The 15,202-nt window shown below is 69.6% G+C and carries 11 protein-coding genes and 2 pseudogenes; 9 read left to right on the forward strand and 4 right to left on the reverse strand.

Annotated features, from left to right (window positions below; genetic code table 11):
* Positions 1-201: 201 nt before the first annotated feature.
* The 6 genes and pseudogenes from ACH4UM_RS31340 to ACH4UM_RS31365 form a co-directional block, all read left to right on the forward strand.
* Entirely contained in the window at positions 202-717 is a 516-nt protein-coding gene (locus ACH4UM_RS31340; RefSeq protein WP_398186631.1) for a TetR/AcrR family transcriptional regulator, read from the forward strand.
* A gap of 318 nt (positions 718-1,035) precedes the next feature.
* Positions 1,036-1,959: a TauD/TfdA dioxygenase family protein gene (locus tag ACH4UM_RS31345; RefSeq protein ID WP_398186634.1), complete on the forward strand. Its 924-nt coding sequence runs from the start codon at positions 1,036-1,038 to the stop codon at positions 1,957-1,959.
* A gap of 212 nt (positions 1,960-2,171) precedes the next feature.
* Positions 2,172-2,510, forward strand: a pseudogene (locus tag ACH4UM_RS31350) (MFS transporter); the annotation flags it as partial.
* A gap of 10 nt (positions 2,511-2,520) precedes the next feature.
* Positions 2,521-3,393 (forward strand): MFS transporter, encoded by an 873-nt coding sequence (locus ACH4UM_RS31355; RefSeq protein ID WP_398186637.1) that lies wholly within the window; start codon positions 2,521-2,523, stop codon positions 3,391-3,393.
* A gap of 150 nt (positions 3,394-3,543) precedes the next feature.
* A complete protein-coding gene (locus ACH4UM_RS31360; protein WP_398186639.1) occupies positions 3,544-5,250 on the forward strand; it encodes an aldehyde dehydrogenase family protein in 1,707 nt (568 codons plus the stop codon).
* Between the two features lie 81 nt (positions 5,251-5,331).
* Positions 5,332-6,810, forward strand: a pseudogene (locus ACH4UM_RS31365) (long-chain fatty acid--CoA ligase); the annotation flags it as partial.
* 243 nt (positions 6,811-7,053) lie between these two features.
* Here ACH4UM_RS31365 and ACH4UM_RS31370 read toward each other — a convergent pair.
* Positions 7,054-8,400 (reverse strand): S8 family peptidase, encoded by a 1,347-nt coding sequence (locus ACH4UM_RS31370; RefSeq protein ID WP_398186883.1) that lies wholly within the window; start codon positions 8,398-8,400, stop codon positions 7,054-7,056.
* Positions 8,401-8,588: 188 nt separating this feature from the next.
* Here ACH4UM_RS31370 and ACH4UM_RS31375 point away from each other — a divergent pair, with 188 nt between their 5' ends.
* From ACH4UM_RS31375 to ACH4UM_RS31385, 3 genes are all read left to right on the forward strand, one after another.
* Positions 8,589-9,569, forward strand: coding sequence for a helix-turn-helix domain-containing protein (locus tag ACH4UM_RS31375; RefSeq protein WP_398186642.1), 981 nt, complete (start codon positions 8,589-8,591; stop codon positions 9,567-9,569).
* Positions 9,570-10,269: 700 nt separating this feature from the next.
* Positions 10,270-10,698, forward strand: a complete 429-nt coding sequence (locus ACH4UM_RS31380; protein WP_398186645.1) for a hypothetical protein — start codon at positions 10,270-10,272, stop codon at positions 10,696-10,698.
* A gap of 77 nt (positions 10,699-10,775) precedes the next feature.
* A complete protein-coding gene (locus ACH4UM_RS31385; protein WP_398186648.1) occupies positions 10,776-11,150 on the forward strand; it encodes a hypothetical protein in 375 nt (124 codons plus the stop codon).
* Positions 11,151-11,576: 426 nt separating this feature from the next.
* Here ACH4UM_RS31385 and ACH4UM_RS31390 read toward each other — a convergent pair whose 3' ends face one another.
* The 3 genes from ACH4UM_RS31390 to ACH4UM_RS31400 all read right to left on the reverse strand — a co-directional run bounded on the left by ACH4UM_RS31390 (position 11,577) and on the right by ACH4UM_RS31400 (position 14,689).
* A complete protein-coding gene (locus tag ACH4UM_RS31390; protein ID WP_398186651.1) occupies positions 11,577-12,137 on the reverse strand; it encodes an HAD family acid phosphatase in 561 nt (186 codons plus the stop codon).
* Between the two features lie 426 nt (positions 12,138-12,563).
* On the reverse strand, positions 12,564-14,537 hold the full coding sequence (locus tag ACH4UM_RS31395; RefSeq protein ID WP_398186654.1) for a hypothetical protein: 1,974 nt from the start codon (positions 14,535-14,537) through the stop codon (positions 12,564-12,566).
* A complete protein-coding gene (locus tag ACH4UM_RS31400) occupies positions 14,537-14,689 on the reverse strand; it encodes a hypothetical protein (RefSeq protein ID WP_398186657.1) in 153 nt (50 codons plus the stop codon). Before ACH4UM_RS31400 ends, ACH4UM_RS31395 begins: the two co-directional genes overlap by 1 nt.
* Positions 14,690-15,202: the final 513 nt, after the last annotated feature.

Consider the following 15,202-nt stretch of genomic DNA (forward strand, 5'->3'; position numbering starts at 1 on the left):
CGCCCGCCGCGAGCTCGACGGTGGCAGGCTGTGACGCGATCGCCGTAGCAGCCGGCGAGGAGGTGGTGCACCCCTGGTCGGTGCGGTCCCGTGTCGGCCCGTAGGCTCTGGTGCATGGCGGGTGCACAGACACGTGGGGCGGAACGGGGACCGGGTCGGCCGCGGGAGGAGCGGGTCACCGGGGCGGTCCTGAATGCGGTCGTGGAACTGGTCACGGAGCAGGGCATGGGGGCGGTCACCATGGATGCCGTCGCGGCCCGGGCCGGTGTGAGCAAGCCTGCCATCTACCGGCGCTGGCCCACCAAGCAGGAACTGGTCATCGCCGCCGCCAAGAGCCGTATCGGCGTTCTGTCGGTGCCCGATCTGGGTGACTTCCGGGCCGAGCTGCGGGTTGTGCTGATGGCCCGGCTGGAGGCGTACCGGATGCCCGGGTCGGACCGGCTGCTGGCGGGGCTGATCGGTACGGCGGCTGAGGCGGGCGCCGACCACGGCCAGTACGCCCGGTACACCGAGCGGATCACGAGCGAGACCCGGCGTATCCTCGAGCGCGGTATCGCCCGAGGCGATGTGCGTCCGGACATCGACGTACGGGCCGCGGCCACCCTGGTGGCCGCGCCGCTGCTCTTCCGGCTGGTCGGCGAGCGGGAACTGCCCGACGCCCGGCTCGTGGACACCCTGGTGGACCTCGTCGCCCGCGCCGTGGCCTCGACCCCCTGACCTCGGCTGCCGCCCGGCGGGCCCGTTCGGGCGCGGGCCCGCGCGGACGCCGACGGCTGCCGTGCCATGGAACGGCCCGGGCACCGGCTCGGCTCCTCCCCACCGCGGTGTACGCGCTGCGGGCCTGCTCCCGTGCCGGCCGCCATCGATGGGCCCGGCCACTGCCGCACGGCCCGGTTCGGACGCCGGCCCGGCTTCCCGGCCGGGCCGGCTGCCCCACGGACCTGCTCGAACATCGATTGCCGCAGACCCTTGCCACGGTCGGCCCTAATAACGATACTTCCAGGAACGAAATTAACCCGTCGTTCCGGAGGGTCCATGGACAGCGTCGCCACCGCCTCATCTCCCGTTCTCGGCAAGCCCCTGGTGCACTTCGGCAAGCGCGTGCTCGAGCGCACCGCGCCGGGTCTGCCGCCGTCGGACTACCGCCGGCTGGGCATCCACCCGATCACCCCGCACATCGGCGCGGAGATCGACGGCGTCGACCTCTCCGCGCCGGTCGACGAGGAACTCGCCGAGGAGCTGAAGCGGGCCCTGCTGGAGTGGAAGGTGATCTTCTTCCGGGACCAGCACACGTTCGACGCTCGATCCCAGCTCGCGCTCGCCCGCGTGTGGGGCGAGCCGGAGCCGAACCCGTTCTTCCCGAAGACCGGGACCGTCGGGGTCTCCCGGCTGGCCAAGGACGCCAACGCGGCGGGCAACAAGAACATCTGGCACAGCGACCACTCCTTCATGGCCGCACCCGCCCTCGGCTCGGTTCTGCGTGCCGTCGACATCCCGCCCGCCGGCGGCGACACCATGTGGGCCGACATGGCAGCCGCCTACGACAACCTGCCCGCCGAGATGCGCGAGCGCATCGACGGACTGACCGCCGAGCACGACTGGGTGCACAGCTGGGGCGCGACGATGACGGCCGACCAGATCGCCACTCACCGGCAGACGCTGCCGCCCGTCGAGCACCCGGTGGTGGTCCGCCACCCGCGCACCGGCCGCAAGCTGCTCTACGTCAACGAGCCCTTCACCATCCGGATCGCCGGGCTGTCCGACGAGGAGAGCCGGGAGCTGCTCCACGAGCTCGTCCTGCAGGCGCGCATCCCCGAGTACCAGGTGCGTTTCCGCTGGCAGCCGGGCTCCGTCGCGATCTGGGACAACATCGCCACCCAGCACTACGCGATCAACGACTACTACCCGCAGCGCCGGGTCATGGAGCGCATCGCGATCACCGGCGTACCGCTCTCCTGAACCGCACCGCCACGCCTGCGAGGGCCGGGCGCGAGCCCGGCCCCTTCTGGCACCCCCCTGCCTGTTTTCGCACCCCTTGCCCGTCCGTCTTCCGCGGAGTCCCTGTGACCGACACCGACGTCGTACCCGCTGTGCCAGCCCGCCCCGCGAGAACCATGAGTGATCCACGGCGCCGCGCCTGGACCGTCACCGCACTCCTCGTCGTCTTCATGATGGTCAACTTCGCGGACAAGTCCGTGCTGGGTCTGGCGGCCGAGCCGATTCGCACGGACCTCGGCCTGTCCGCGTCCACCTTCGGACTCGTCAACAGCGCCTTCTTCCTGCTGTTCTCGGTCTGTGGCGCCGCGGTGGGGCTGCTCGCCGACCGCATACGGCCGAAGTGGCTGCTGCTGGTGATGGCCGTGCTGTGGTCGATCGCCCAGACCCCCCTGGCCCTGGGAGGAGGGCTCGCCCTGCTCGTCGCCTCGCGTGTGCTGCTCGGCGCGGCCGAGGGGCCCGCCTTCCCCGTGGCACAGCAGACCGCCATGTCCTGGTTCCCCGACCGCAGCCGCAATCTGCCGGGTGCGCTGGTCGTCCTGGGGACGTCGCTGGGCGTGCTCCTGGCGGCACCCCGGCCTCACCTGGGTGATGGACCACCACGGCTGGCGTTCGGCCTTTGCCGTGGTGGCGGTCGCGGGCCTGGTCTGGGCGCTGCTGTGGGTCCGTCTCGGCGGGGAGGGCCGCTACGCGAGGGCCCAGGACGACGCCTCCTCCGCCCGGGCGGGCGCCCCCACCGCCGACGGGACCGGGGCGACGGTGCCCAGGACGCCGTACCGGCGGATTCTGACGACCAGGACCTGGATCGGAGCCTCGACCGCCTACTTCGGCGCATACTGGATCACCGCGTTCGCACTGGTCTGGCTCCCCTCCTACCTGCGTGAGGGCCTGGGATACTCGACAGCCGCCTCCGCCCGGGTGCTGATGCTGGTCTACGGCCTGAACGCCGTCGTCGTGCTCGGCCAGGCCGTCCTGACCGGATGGCTGCTGCGCCGCGGGACCGCGAGCCGGTGGGCCCGCGGCCGGGTCGGCGGCGCCCTCCTGCTCATGAGCGCCGCGGCCTGCCTTGCACTGCCGTCCGCGCCGGCCGGTGCCGCGACCGTCGTGCTCCTGGCCGTCGGGTTCGGGGCGGCCGGAGCGATGACCAGCATCGCCGTGACCACCGTCGCCCAGCTGACGCCCGCCGATCGCCGTGGCGGAGCCCTGGGCATCATGAACGCCGTGGTGACCACCGCCGGCCTGATCGCACCGACGCTGATCGGGCACCTCGTGGACACTCACGGAGCGGACGGCTACCAGTACGCCGTCCTGATCACCGGTGCCCTGCTCCTGCTGGGCGGGACCGCCGCGGTCACGCTGATCGACCCGGACCGTGACGCGCGCCTGCTGCCCAGGTGACGCCCGGCCGTCCCGAGAACCCTCGACGGGATGCGCCCGTCGCACGACCCGCGGGTCCCGGCCGTCCTCGCGCCCTCGAACGGAGCGCGACCCCTCGCACCAGGCATGGGTCGTCCCCCTGCCGTCCACCCGACTTCCGCAAGGAGTGACGTGACCGCCAGCGCCCTCGACACATCCGCCCTGGACCGAGCCGTCGCGGCACTGCGCCGCGGTGCCGGGTCCTGGTCCGCCACCCCGCTTTGCCAGCGCATCGCCCTGCTGGAGCGGCTGCTGCCGCGTGTGGTCGCCGTCTCCGCCGACATGGCCGCGGCCGGCGCGAGCGCCAGGGGATACGCCCCCGACTCCCCGTATGCCGCCGAGGACTGGATGGGCGGGCCATGGGCCCTGGTGCAGAACACCGCGGCCTGTCTGCACGTCCTGCGGCGCATCGCCGCCGGCCGCGACCCCCTGCCCACCGGGGCCGTGCGCGAGCGGGACGGCCGCACGCTGGTCGACGTCTTTCCCGCCACCGGATGGGACAGGCTGCTCCTCAACGGCTTCGGTGCCCAGGTGTGGACGCGCCCCGGCACCACCGCCGAGCAGGTACGCGAGCGTGTGGCGGGGGAGTACCGGGGGCGGCCCGGACGCCCGGGTGTGGCGCTGGTGCTCGGCGCGGGCAACGTCGCCGCCATCACGGCGCTCGACATCCTGCACAAGCTCTACGCCGAGGGCGAGGTCGTCGTCGCGAAGATGAACCCCGTCAACGCCTATCTGCGTCCGCACTTCGAGCACGTCTTCGCCGAGTTCGTCGCGCGCGACTGGGTCCGCTTCGTCGACGGCGGTGCGGCCGAGGGCAGTCACCTCACCCGTCACGAAGGCGTCGACAGCATCCACGTCACCGGCAGCGACCGCACCCACGACGCCATCGTCTGGGGCACCGGCGAGGACGCCGTTGCACGTCGCCGCGAGGACCGGCCCCTGGTCGGGAAGCCCTTCAGCAGCGAACTGGGCGGTGTCAGCCCGTGCATCGTGACGCCCGGGCCCTGGAGCGACGCCGACTTCCGGTTTCAGGCCGAGCACATCGTCAGCAGCAAGATGAACAACTCCGGGCACAACTGCATCGCCAGTCAGGTGCTGGTCGTACCCCGCGACTGGGACGGCACGGAGCGGCTGCTGACCGAGATCCGGCGAGTGCTGCAGGAACTGCCGCCGCGCACCGACTACTATCCCGGCGCCGGACAGCGCCTCGCCGCCGTCCGCGCGGCCCACCCGACGGTGGAGACCTACGGCGACGGCTGCCGGCTCCTCGTACCCGACATCGCCGACCATGACGACGTCCTGATCACCAGTGAAGTCTTCGGCAGCGCCCTGGGCGTCGTACGGCTCGCAGGGAAGACCACCGCCGAATTCCTCCACCACGCCATCGACTTCGCCAATGACGTCCTCCCCGGCAGCCTCGGCGCCACGCTGATCGTCCACCCCAAGGCCGCGCGCACCGAACATGCGGCCCTCAGGACGGCGGTCGCCGCTCTGCGCTACGGCACGCTGGGCGTCAACTGCTGGTCAGGGGTCGGTTTCCTGCTCGGCTACACCCCCTGGGGCGCCTACCCGGGCAACACACGCCAGGCCATCGGCAGCGGCATCGGTTTCGTCCACAACGCGTTCATGCTCGAGGACGTCGAGAAGACCGTGCTGCGCGCTCCCTTCGCCCCGGCGCCGCGCAGCCTGGTCACCGGGGAGCCGTCGCTGTCCCCCCGACCACCGTACTTCGTCACCAACCGCACGGCGCTGACCACCGTGAAACTCCTCACCCGCTTCACCGCCGCGCCGAGCGCGCCGAAACTGCCGGGCCTCTTCGCGTCCGCACTGCGCGGCTGACCCACCGGAACCGGACCGGGCAGGTGCCGCCCCGACCGTCCGCACGCCCTCAGGGAGACCCCCGTGCTGAACCTCGCCGTCATGCTCGAAAGCAGTGCCCGCGCCGTGCCCGACCGCACCGCCGTCGTCCTCGGCGACCAGCGGCTGACCTACGCCGAGCTGGACAGGGCCGCACGCCGCGTGGCCGGCCTGCTGCACGCGCGGGGCGTCCAGCCCGGCGACAAGGTCGCGCTGTCCTGCCCGAACCTGCCCTGGTTCCCCATCGTCTACTACGGCATCCTCAAGGCCGGGGCCGTCGCCGTCCCGCTCAACGTCCTGCTCAAGAGCCGCGAGATCGCCTACCACCTTGCCGACTCGGGGGCCAAGGCCTACTTCTGCTTCGAGGACACCCCCGAACTGCCGATGGGGCAGGAGGGATGGAACGGGTTCGGGACCAGCGACGGCTGCGAGCACTTCTTCCTGCTGACCACCGCGCCCACCACCGACTCCCCGCTCACCGGAGCCGAGACCCTGACCGCGGCACTGGCAGGGCAGAGCGCGGACTTCGAGACGGTCGTCACCGAGGCGGGCGACACCGCGGTCATCCTCTACACCTCCGGTACCACCGGTCTGCCCAAGGGCGCAGAACTCACGCATGCCAACATGACGCTCAACGCCCTGACCTCCCGGCAGCTGTTCGGTGGGGCCGAGCACGACGTGCATCTGATCACCCTGCCGCTGTTCCACTCCTTCGGGCAGAGCGTCCAGATGAACGCCGGCCTCGCGGCGCGGGCGACACTGGTGCTGCTCCCGCGCTTCGAGGCGTGCTCGGCCCTCACCCTGATGGAGCGTCACTCGGTCACGATCTTCGCCGGCGTTCCCACCATGTACTGGTCCCTGCTCAGGGAGGAGGCGCCCGGCGAGGGCCTTCCCCGGATCGCTGAGAGCCTGCGCCTGGCCGTCTCGGCGGGCGCTGCACTGCCGGTCGAGATCCACCGTCGTTTCGACGAGCGGTTCGGCATCACCGTCCTGGAGGGTTACGGCCCCTCGGAGACCAGCCCGGTGGCCACCTTCTCACCGCGCGGTGAGAAGGCACGCCCGGGTTCCGTCGGGCGTCCGGTCTGGGGCGTGGAGGTGGACCTGATCGACGAGAACGGGTTCCCGGTCGAGGGGCCCGACGCGGTCGGCGAGATCGTCGTCCGCGGGCACAACGTGATGAAGGGCTACCTCAACCGGCCGAAGGCCACCGCCGAGGTCCTGCGGGACGGCTGGTTCCGCACCGGCGACCTGGCCCGCCGGGACAGCGACGGCTGGTACTACATCGTCGACCGGGCCAAGGACCTGATCATCCGCGGCGGCTTCAACGTGTACCCACGGGAGATCGAGGAGGTACTGCTGACCCATCCGGCCGTGAGCACGGCGGCCGTGATCGGTGTGCCCCACGACAGCCACGGCGAGGAGATCAAGGCGTGTGTGGTGCGTGCACCGGGGGTGGAGATTGCCGAGGAGGAACTCGTCGCCTGGTGCCGGGAGTCGATGGCGAGCTACAAGTACCCGCGCCTGGTGGAGTTCTGCGAGGTCCTGCCCACCAACGCCATGCCTGCGCGCCGCGCCCGGCCGCCTCCGTCACCGTCACCGGCTCATCTGCGCAACCGCTCCGCCGGCGTTCCGCGTGGTTGTCCCGGCCCCACCGGCTTTGCGGGCGTGGCTCCGATGCGCGCCGACCACCGCGGTGTGTGCCCCGGGCGGACGCCCGCCGCGGGGGACGGCCTGCCGGCCGGCCGCGGGACATGGTCTCGGCAGGACGGCGGTGCGAGGGCCGGATCACCCCAGGTCACCCGTGAAGAGCAGCCGGTTGGGGGTGTCCTTTCCGGCCTGGCTGATCTTCCCGGTGGTGGCGGTGTCGATCAGGGCGCTCTGCACGTCTGCTGGGGTGGCCTCGGGGTGCGCCGACAAGTAGAGGGCTGCGGCTCCGGTGACGTGGGGCGCGGCCATGGAGGTACCGGTCAGCACGTGGGTGGCGGTGTCGCCGGTGTTCCAGGCCGAGGTGATACCCGTCCCGGGGGCGAACAGGTCGGTGCAGGGGCCGTAGTCGGAGTCCGAACGGCGGACGTCCTTGATGGTGGAGTTGTTGACCACTATGGCCGCGCCGATGTCGCCCGGCGAATTGCCGCACGCGTCCGTGCTGCCGTTGCCCGAGGAGACCACCCAGGTGATCCCGGAGGCGATGGACTTCTTGATGGCGTTGTCCTCGGTGGTGCTGACACCGCCGTTGATGCTCATGTTGACCACGGCGGGCTTGACGGCGTGCGCCGTGATCCAGTCGGCCGCGTTGACGATCGCCGAGGTGGCGGCGCTGTCGTTGCAGTCGGTGACGCGCACGGCCACCAGTCTGACGGCCTTGGCCACGCCATAGTCCTTCGCACCGATGATGCCGGCCACGTGGGTGCCGTGGCCCAGACAGTCGGCCCCTTTGCGGCCGTCACCGACCTCGTCCACTCCGATCGAGGCGCGCCCGCCGAACTGGGTGTGCGTGGTGCGCAGGCCGCTGTCGACCAGATAGACGGTGACGTTACCGGCGGTGCTGGGGTAGGTGTAGTTCTTGTCCAGCGGCAGATCGCGCTGGCTGATGCGGTCCAGGCCCCATGACGGCGGGTTGGACTGGGTGAATGAGGCGTGCTGCGCGCCGTCCTGCTCGACGTACGCGACAGCGGGGTCGGCGGCGACCTGCTGCGCCTGGGACGCTGTCATGTGTGCCAGGTAGCCGTGGACGACCGTGCTGAAGACGCCGCGCAGGGTGCCACCGTGCGCACGGACGATCCGTCCCGCCGCGGAGGCGACTGCCGCGTGGGACTCGGCGGCGGTCGCACCGGTGCCTGCCGTGGCGACGGAGTCCTTGAGGGTGACCAGGTAGCTGCCGGGTATCGGATCCGCGGCGGCATGGACCCGACCGGATGCCTCGGAGGCTTGCGCGGTGCTGAGGGTCACCGTGACGGTGGCGGCAGTCGCGACGACGGCCGCGGAGAGCGCGATACCGAATCCACTGCGTGATCGATTCGTGCGATGCGGGGCCAAGGCGGGCTCCTGAAGGATGAGTTGCGAACCCCGGGCCGTCCGGGGCACGACCGGTGTACTCCCGGAAATCCCGGTGCGGTGGCACACGACGGCCACTGGCGCGGACGGGCGCTGCTCTCTCCGCCGCGCCTATGGGACTCGTCACTTACTCAGAAGTACGCTTGGTGTTGGGGGAGTTGAACATGCCACGATGCGGCGCACCGACGGGCCGCGGGGCAACCGGCGAAGCTGCACTCCTTCCGGCACGTGGGAATGGTCCCCCGTTCTCACTGGGAGGTGCTCCAATGGCCGACGAGGACCTGCGGACCCATTTGTGCCGTCTCGGACTCACCGGCAGACAGGCGGACATCTATGCGGCCCTGCTCGCCGCCGGCCCCTGCGATCGGGAAAACCTGGCGAAGGAGTTGGACGGGGACCAGGACCTCGACCACGAGCTCGCCCAGCTGCGCAGACTCGGTCTGATCACCGCCACCGGAACCGGCGGCCGTGACCACGTGCCGGTCGAACCGACCATCGCGCTGGAATACCTGGCGCACACCCGCACGGCCGAACTCCGCGAAGCCCATCAGGCCGCCGTCAACGCCTACCGTGGCTACCGGCGTTCGGTCAGCCCGCAGGCGACCGAAAACCTGGTCGAGGTGGTCACGGGTCCGTCCATCACCGAGCGCATCTGGAATATCGAGGAAGCCGCCGAGACCCAGGTCCTGCGTTTTGACTCCCCGCCCTATCACACCCACGCCAGCGCCAACCCCATAGAGGTCGAAAACCTGAAGAACGGTGTGGAGTACCGGGTCGTCTACTCCAAATCAGCAGTCGAGAATTCCGCCTACTACGGCATCAACATCCAGCCCTGCATAGCGGCCGGGGAACAGGCCCGGGTCCTTCCGACCGTGCCCGTGAAGCTGACCATATTCGACCAGCGCCTGGCCATCGTGTCGATGTCGTTCGTCGAGGCCGAGGTCAACGACTCACTGCTCATGGTCCACCCGTCCAGTCTGCTGTCAGCGCTGACGGGACTGTTCGAGACCTCATGGCGGGCAGCGCTGCCCATGCACCTGAACGAACGTGTGCCCTCGGCCCTCAGCCCGATCCACCGCCGCATCCTGGAACTGCTGGCCACCGGCGTGACCGATGAGATCATCGCCGAACTGCTGGGCGTCAGCCGCCGCACCCTCTCCCGCCACCTGGAGCAGCTCAACACCCGTGCCGGATCCCTCACCCGGTTCCAGATGGCGCTGCACGCGGCCCGCAACGGGTGGATCTGATCCAGCGCCGACAGGTCTGCCCCTGGAGCCGGACGCCATCCGCTGTCGGAACGTGATCCGTCGGTTCGGGGTGGGCGGGCATGAACCCCGGTCGGTGCCGGGAGAGATGAACGTGGTTCGTCCGCTCGTCCGCTCGTCCGTTCATCCGGCTCGTGGAGGTGGCTGGTGCCGTCGGATGGCCGCCGTCCGCCCACACCAGGCGGAGATGCGCGTTGGGGCACCTGTGTGCTCGCTGATTCCGCTTACGCGTCGGCATGCATCGTTTTTTCGCCATGTGCACCCTTGTGCTCTTGCGGCTGCTGTCGGCTGTGTGCCTAGAGTGACGGCCTGCTCTCTCGGACTACGCAGGTCCGGTCAAGTACGAGAGCAGCGAAAGCCGCTTCGATCCCGCCTGCGCCGTGGTGAACGCACTGATGCGGCAGGGCGATGTGGCGATCATCGACCGGCAAACGCATGTCGCTGCCTGCGACTGACCATCACCCGTCCCTCCCCTTCTCCTTCTCCGAGGTACATGCCCATGCCCATGCGTACGCCGGTATCCCGTCCGCTCCTCGTTCTGCTCGTCGCTGCCGGAGCGATGACCGCCGCGTGCGGGCACGAACAGTCGAGCACCGGCGCAGATGCCGCAGCGGTCCCGTCTTCACCGCCTGCTCCCGCAACCTCGCCGACCGCTGCCACCGCAGGGCCTGACAGGAGGGAGGTGGCCAGGCAGAAGGCGGCAGCAGAGCGCAAGCAAGCCGCACCGCCAGGGGTGACCATCACTCCGTCCCCGGCCGGTACCGGCATCGTCAAGGGCAACGAGAAGTTCGGAACTCCCATCGCCCGGCAAGGAGATGTGACCGTCTATACACCGAGACGGGACAAGGAGGCCCTGACGGTCCCCGTAAAGGTGGTCAACAGCGGTAAGAAGCGCGCCTTCTACCGATTCCGCATCCGTGTCACGGGGGCGGGTGGTTTCGACGCGACGGCAAGCGCCTCGGCGGATGTCGTGGGCCTGTATCCCGGTACTTCGTGGCCGACCGAGTTGACCGTGAGGGACCCCGGCCACATACCTCCCGCGAACCCGCACATCACCATCGTGAGCGTCGAGCGGGATGTGTATGGGCCCGGGTATCAGGGCGCACGGTGACTCTGTTCACGTTCTTCGGTCCGCCCGCGATCACACTCCTCCTCTTTGCCGTTGGGGCATTCCCGTACTCGTTGTGGGTGACCAGGAGGAAGCCCTCGCAGCCGGCCCGCTGGGCTGTCATCGGGATCGCGGCAGCGATCGCCGCCTATGGGGCCGGAACCGTCTACGGGCTCGCCTTCACCAACCCGCTTGACGTATGCGGGGACAAGACCGGCGACGGCGTGTACATGGATGCCGGACGGGACTACAGCCTGACATCGGTGAGCGTGGACAGCTTCCCTCCGTCCATCACCTGCCACAGGGCCGGCGGCCACAGCACCGAAGAGGTGTGGTTCTGGGCCCCGCCTCTGCTGTACGCGGGGCTGGCCTGCTCCGTCGTCTGCTCCGCCCTGCTTCTCGTCAACCACCACAAGTACAGAAGAGCTCCTCGTGACAATGAGCCTGACGCATAGACGGGCTCTCGGCCGCGGCATAGGGGCGGGGGCGGCAATCGCCCTGACGACTGCCGGACCTGCGCAGGCCGCCCCTGCTTGCAGTGGGCACACGTGGAAACAGCCCCGCGAACGGCTGGCCCGTCCTTGACCGCACCACGACGTACCAGGTGGAGGGCACGAACGTCGAGGTCTCCCTGGCGAAGGGCGACGCGGCGACGGTACTGCTGTACGAGGCCCGCCGGTTCGCGTACGAAATCGACTCTGCGACAACAGGGCCTCCTGGTACTGCTTGGTCGGGATCGCAACCCCGAGCCACCAAGAGGCCCTGCTGGTATGCCCCCGTCCCAGGATCATCCGAACAGGAACCCGGTTCGACTGATCAAGCCTGCTGGGCGGTAAGCGGAAGCCTTCTCAGGCTCCAGGGGCAGCCGGCCGGCCGGCTCGTCAGCTCAGGGCGCCGTCGTAGTCGGGGAGCTTGAAGCCCTTCTCGTAGTGGCCCCCCTTGAAGTCGGTGTCGCGGTTTCCGATGTTCGCGACGAGGGTGTAGCCCTTGCCCTCGAAGTGCTTGCGGCACCCGAGCTTGACGTCGGCCTTGCTGTCGTCCTTGTCGGTCCTCATGCACAGGCCGTCGACGGTGTAGCCGGCGTTCTTGAGCTGCTTGAGGGTGTGGTCGCGATCGCTCGACATGCGGTTCGTGGCGAACAGGATCGAGGCGTGGTGCTCGTGGGCGTACTCGGCTACGTCCAGGATCGGTTCGACGGGCTTGCCGGGGTCGTAGTGGGTGGCGATGGACGTGTTGTCGATGTCGAGGACGAGTGCCAGGTGGTCGCCGTCCTTGGCTTCGCCCAGCCTGTTCCGGACGTAATCGCCGAGCGGCTTGGCGACCTGCTTGACGTCGCTTTCCCACTGGCTCTTGCCGGGAGTCGAGGACGACGCGTGGGCGGTGGAGGCCAGGACGGCGACGCACAGCACGCCACCGGTGATCATGGTGACCTTCTTGAGCATGGATTCTCCTGTGTGGGGGACCACGGAGTGATGTCGGGGAGCAGTCCGGTTGTGCCGGAAAGGCCGGCGGGTCCGGGGGCGGAGCCGCTCAGGGTGGTGGGCTCCGTCCGCCGGTGGGGCCGACGGGTTCACTACTACCGGTGCAGGAGCGCCCGTGGTGACCATCCCTCGCCGGTGACACGTTCTGGCCAGACCGACGGGGACGCCCCGCGGCCCGTGATCGCCTCGTGCGGGCCGGGTGGGCTCGCCCAGAGGCCGGATCAGAGGATGTGGTACATGGGGGTTGGGCGCCTCGAAGCCTCGCTCGTCGTGACCGCCCCAGGGGGCAGCGGTGAAGGCATTGGTGCTCGCCTGGTGACAGCTGGTGGGGTGTGCCGGTGAGGCAGAACCGACACGGATCTGCCTCACCGGTTTCGTTGTGAGGGTTCAGCCGGGTTGGTGGGTGGGGTTGGGCAGGGGTTGGCCGAGGTGGTGGACGGTGGTGACGGTGGTGGTGTTGGTCCGGTTTCCGTTGTTGTCGATGCCGAAGTGGCCGCTTGCGCCGGGCACGGCGCCGTTGCGCAGTGCGTAGAGCTCGTTTCTGACGGCGTAGCGGTTGGGCAGGCTGGGCGGGCCGTCACCGTTCGCGGCGGCGTTGTGCAGGGCGGTTGCGAAGGTGAGGACGGCGTCGTGGGCGACGATGGCCCAGTAGCTGCTGGTGAGGTGTTCCGGCGGGAACTGCCGGCCGTGGTGGGGGGAGGCGAAGTCCTTGGTGAAGGCGTCGTAGAGGGCGTGGTCGGGGTTGTCGGAGCTGTGGAGCTGTGCCGCGGTGGGGAACGACGCGTACAGCAGGGTGATCGGCGCGTCGGAGGTGTGGAGGGCCGGAGTCCTCGGGTCGAGGGCTGCGGCGTCGGAGCCGGTGATGACGGTGATGGGCTGGCTGTGGCAGCTTCTGCTGGCCAGAGCGTTGAGGAAGTCGGGCAGGTACTTCACGCGGGCGGCGTAGTAGACGGTGTCGATCGTCCTGCCGGTGTTGCAGATGTTCTGGCTGATGGTGGGCAGGATGGCGCCGGGGCCGCCCCGGGGGTCGAAGGCGAAGTCGGAGGTGTCGTCGAGATGCTTCTTGAGGCCTTCGACCGTGTGGAATCCCCGGTTGAGGGATTCGGTGTAGAGGTCTTTGGTCCCGTTGGGCGTCACTGACGTGCGGACCAGGGCTGCGGTGCGCTGTGCGGAGCCGAGTTCCTTGCTGATGGCGGTGAGCTGGTCGGTGTTGGTCAGCGCGACGCGGGCCAGCCCGCTGATCGGCCCCCTGCCGTCGACGGCGCCGGTGGCGTCGAACCCGTCCGCGGTGATCAGGTCGCCGACCATGGGCAGATCGGCCTTGCTCAGGGCACGGGCGGCGTCGACGGACTCCTGCTGGCTCAGGCCCATCCCGGCCACCGCCACCAGATGGTCCTCGGCCTTCAGCGCGGTGAGCCGGTCCACGGCCTGCGTCCACTGTTTCTCGCTGCTGCCCATGTTGGCCACGACGAACCGGACCTTGGGCCGGCTGTTGCTGTCGTTCTCTTCTTCCACGGCGGTGTAGGCGCCCTCGAGTTCGGCCACGTACTGGCCGACCGTCAGGCTGTTCGCGTCCCTGGACGCCAGCGGCGTCAGAAACGCGAGCGTCACGTAGTCACCGCCCCTGATCACGTTCCGGTTCTCGGCGCCGATGGCCGTCAGCACCGGCTTGAGATCGCTGCCGAACACGGACGAGCCGTCACTGCCGTCGGTGATGCCGGTGCACTGGCCGTCCGCGCCGGTGACCAGGCTCGGGTTGGACGTGCCGCAATGCCGCTTCCGGTACCGCTCCTGGTCCTGCACCTGCCGGTCGTGCACCCGCTGCTGATGCAGCTGCCACGCCCCGACGCCGGCGGCAAGGGCGGCGATCGCGGTGCCGGCGATTGCTGCCCGCACCCATTTCCGGCGCTCGCCCGGAAGGCGCCGCCACGTCCCGCCGGCCCCGGCCGGTGGAGTGGGAGGGCTCTCGTCGTCCGGATTGGCATTTTCGGGTACGCCCTCTTCCACCGGCGCTGTCCCGTGCCGTACTGCCGCCCAGGCCAGCAGCCAGGGTTCCTGTTCTGTGTCGTGCAGGCCGCAGGCGCTGAGATAGACGATCACGAAGTCCCGTTCGGGCAGGGCGTCCTTGTTCAGCACGGTGGAGACGGTGGCGGGCGCCAGCCTCCTGCCCGTGCCGTCCTCGCTGGCCTGCTCCAGCTGCTTGAGCGACTTGATGCCCCGATCGGCACGTAACTGGGCCAGCGCGTCGCGGAACTCCTTCTGGTTGCGCACGCGCAGCGGGTCAGGACCCGCGCTGTGCCCGGTCTGCGCGACGGGCCGGTCCTCGGGCTGCGCGACGGGCCGGTCCTCAGGCTGCGTCATCACACGCCTCCTGGCACGCCGGCGGCCGGGCGCTGCTCGCTCAGCCAGGAGCCGATCTGTGCGGCGGCAGCTCCTGCCGCCATGACCAGCCCCAGGGCTTCGGTGGCGGGCTGCCCGCTGCACACGCGGACGATCACCACCACCAGGATCACGGTGAAGAGGATGATCCGGTGTCCGGGTGCCGGATGTGCTCCGCATGCAGTCTGAACCGGCGGCGTGGTTTGCCGGCGTTGCCTTCGAGGGATGGGAAGTGCCACGGTTTCTTTTCCTTCCTGGGCGCGGCGAAGATCCGCCGTCGAATACGGCCCACATCCGGTTACCGGCCGTGATGTGGACAGCACCCAGCTTTTTCCTTCTGCTGAACTGCGGCAACCCAATCAGCGCTATCGGAAGAAACCCGAACATTCGCGGTCACTTGTGGAATCACCGCTCTGGTTTTCCGCTCGATCAATCGGACGTCCGACGGCCCCTTCCCGGGTGTCCGAACCCCCACGCGGACGCCGCACACCCGATGGTGCGGAAGGCTGCCGCAGCAGGACGGGCCTTGCCCAGTAAGCCAGGTGGCCTGCGCGTTCGCCGTACGGAATCCTTCGGAAGGCCCGAAGGATCTTGCGTCGCGACGGGGACGGTGATGAGCTGGACAAGCGGAATCACCGCACCCCGAT

Origin of the sequence: Streptomyces sp. NPDC020801 (genome assembly GCF_044334385.1) — a bacterium.
In the GTDB taxonomy this organism is placed as follows: Bacteria; Actinomycetota; Actinomycetes; order Streptomycetales; family Streptomycetaceae; genus Streptomyces.

Bases quoted from the DNA above. Each gene is read 5' to 3' on its own strand.
- ACH4UM_RS31375 (WP_398186642.1), top strand. From the start codon at position 8,589: ATGGCCGACGAGGACCTGCGGACCCATTTGTGCCGTCTCGGACTCACC.
- ACH4UM_RS31395 (WP_398186654.1), bottom strand. From the start codon at position 14,537: ATGACGCAGCCTGAGGACCGGCCCGTCGCGCAGCCCGAGGACCGGCCC.
- ACH4UM_RS31345 (WP_398186634.1), top strand. From the start codon at position 1,036: ATGGACAGCGTCGCCACCGCCTCATCTCCCGTTCTCGGCAAGCCCCTG.
- ACH4UM_RS31390 (WP_398186651.1), bottom strand. From the start codon at position 12,137: ATGCTCAAGAAGGTCACCATGATCACCGGTGGCGTGCTGTGCGTCGCC.